1 protein-coding gene and 1 pseudogene are annotated in these 2549 nt (G+C 71.5%); both read right to left on the minus strand.

The window, feature by feature from the left end; translation table 11 throughout:
- Window positions 1-971: pseudogene (locus D7X74_RS41210) on the minus strand (DNA polymerase V family protein); the annotation flags it as partial.
- Between the two features lie 62 nt (window positions 972-1033).
- A partial coding sequence (locus D7X74_RS41215) for a thiol reductase thioredoxin (protein ID WP_120538378.1) occupies window positions 1034-2549 on the minus strand: 1516 nt, incomplete at its 5' end.

The raw sequence follows: 2549 nt of genomic DNA on the forward strand, positions 1-2549 counted from the left end.
GGCGGGTTCGCGACCCGGGGTGCCGCCGGGGGCTCGTCCTGTTCGCCCTCCGCTGCGTCGTCCGTGTCGTCGGTGCTCGCGCCTGCTTCGGAGCCGAGGGCCGCGGCGAGATCGGCGTCCACGCCCGCTTCGGCTCCAATGGCCGCCGCGACGTCGTCGTCTTCTGCTGCGTCTGAATTCGCGGCGGCGGCTTTGTCGTCCGTGTCTTCGGCGTCCGCAGCCTCGTCTTCGTCAGCCGATTCCGCGGCAGTCTGTTCGTCGTCCTCGTCTTCGTCCGCTGCGTCTTCGTCGGACGCGTTCGCGGCGGCGCTGCCGGACGCCTCGTCCTCATCGGACGCCTCGTCTTCGTCAGACGCCTCGTCGGATGCATCTTCGTCGGACGCCTCGTCCTCGTCAGACGCCTCGTCGGACGTCTCGTCCTCGTCGGACGCCTCGTCGGACGTCTCGTCCTCGTCGGACGCCTCTTCGTCGGACGCTTCGTCCTCGTCAGATGCCTCTTCGTCGGACGCTTCGTCGTCGGACGCCTCGTCCTCGTCCGACGCCTGCTCTTCGTCCGAGTCCTCTTCGTCGTCAGACGCCACCGGCACGTCTCGCGGCAGCACGACCGCATCCACGGACGCGAGCACTTCCTGCATCCGGTTCCGCACGAAGGCGGCCTCAGCCTCCGCCGGGGTCGCGGCCTTCGCCAGTGCCACCGTGGATGCGGCGGGCGCGGCGGGCGCGGCCCCCACCGTCTCCGGCTCCTTCACGGGCGCAGGGACCGGTGCGACAGGGGCGACCTCCGCCGGACGGGCCACGGGCTCACTGGTCCGGACCTCCGTGGCCGGGGCCTCCGCTTGCACAGCCTGCGCGAGCGCCGCCGTCGCCCCGAGCAACACGGGCGTCGGCGCGACGTAGCCGTTCTGCCGTGCGAGCAGGAACAGGGCCTGCGCGACCAGGGCATTCCGGTCCACGCCCAGGTCGTGGCTCATCTGCTCCAGTGCCCGCCACAGGGGCTCCGCGACCTCGATGCTTTCACGAATCCGCTTCATGACTAGCTGCCCCTCAGATTGCTCTGCCACGGCGAGACATGGTCCGAGTCGTTGAGCCAATAGAACATCGCCTGCGTCTCCGCGTATTGCCGCTCCGCGATGGTGACGAGGTTCGGGTGCAGGTCGCCCAGCGCCACGCCCTCGAACAGGAAGCCCTCACCGGGCTTGGAGCCGTCCCCGCCCCGGATCCGCCGGTCCCGGCTCTGCCACAGCCGCTGCGACGCCTGTCCCGCGCCCTGACCGAAGTCCGCGGGCGGGGTGAGCCGCGTCGGCATCCGGAACGTCTTCTCCCCGCACGCCCACAAGAGCCACGTCAGCGCGCTCCAGTCGCCCCTCATGGCGAGCGTCAGGTCCGCCAGCCCCTGCGACAGGTCCAGCGTCTCGTCGATCTCCACCGTGTCGTCCCCGAACTCCATCTCGAACTGCTCCAGCTTCACGGGCCCCGCGCCCAGGAGCGCCGACAGGTCCGGCGGCAGCCACGACACCGTGGCGCCGGGCTTGAACCGCTGGAGCAATTGCGCGCGCATCGCCTGGAGCCGCGTGGCGTACTTGCGCACCACCTGCTGGATCGACTCCAGCGGCTGCTGGGGCCCGTCGGGAAGTCCGTCGTAGGTGCAGCGCGGCGCCTCGTGGGCGGGCCAGAAGTCGAACCGGGGGAACAGCGCCCGGGCATAGGTGCTCAGGAACAGGGCCGTGTCCGGCTCCACCGTCGCCAATTGCTCGGCGTCCTGCCGCACCTGATCCGCGAGCCCCAGGTTCAACAGGATGAGGCCACGGGTGAACAGGTACGCCTTGCGCTCCGGGTTGAGCAGCATCGCCGCGTGCAGGAAGTCCAGCGCCGCGCGCGGCCGGTCCGTCTGGTCCAACAGGATGGCGTAGGCCCGGAGCAGCGTGGAGGCCTCACCGCCGCGCATGAGGCAGTCCGCCATGGGGGCCCACAGCTGGCCCGCCTCCTCCACCACCGACACCGCCAGCGCGTGGGCGGAGGGTTTGGTGCGGGGCAGGGTGAGCTGCTCCAGCCCCTCCACCAGCGGCTGCACGTCCAGCGCGGTGGCGCAGGCGCGGGCCGTGGCCAGCAGGGCCTCCCGGTAGCGCCGCTCCGCGCGGGCCTTGCGCGCGACCTCCCGCCAGCCCTCCGCGCTCCTCGCGAGGTTGGAGAACACCTCCGAGCGCTCCAGCGCCTTCTCGTCCGGAGCGAGCCCCAGGTCGCGGGTGAGCACGACCTGGCGCTGCGCATCCAGAAGCGACCACTCGCCCACGGCGAAGTCCGCCTGGGCCTGTCCCTCCTCGAAGTGGACGCGGAAGTCCGCGTAGGTGTCCTCCGCGCGCGAGCGGTAGAATCCCTGGCGCCTGCCGTCCTCGTACTCGGCCTCCCAGAGCAGCAGGCCGTGCCGGTCCCAGAACCGCACGAGTCCGTGGCGCTCCCCGTCCGCGTTGAGCGACACGAGCGCCCACTGGTCCAGGTCCTCGCGCAACTCCGCGCTCTCCGGCAGGTGGGCCGGGCGGGTGGGGTAGGGC

Origin of the sequence: Corallococcus sp. CA047B (assembly GCF_003612065.1) — a bacterium.
Taxonomy (GTDB): Bacteria; Myxococcota; Myxococcia; order Myxococcales; family Myxococcaceae; genus Corallococcus; species Corallococcus praedator.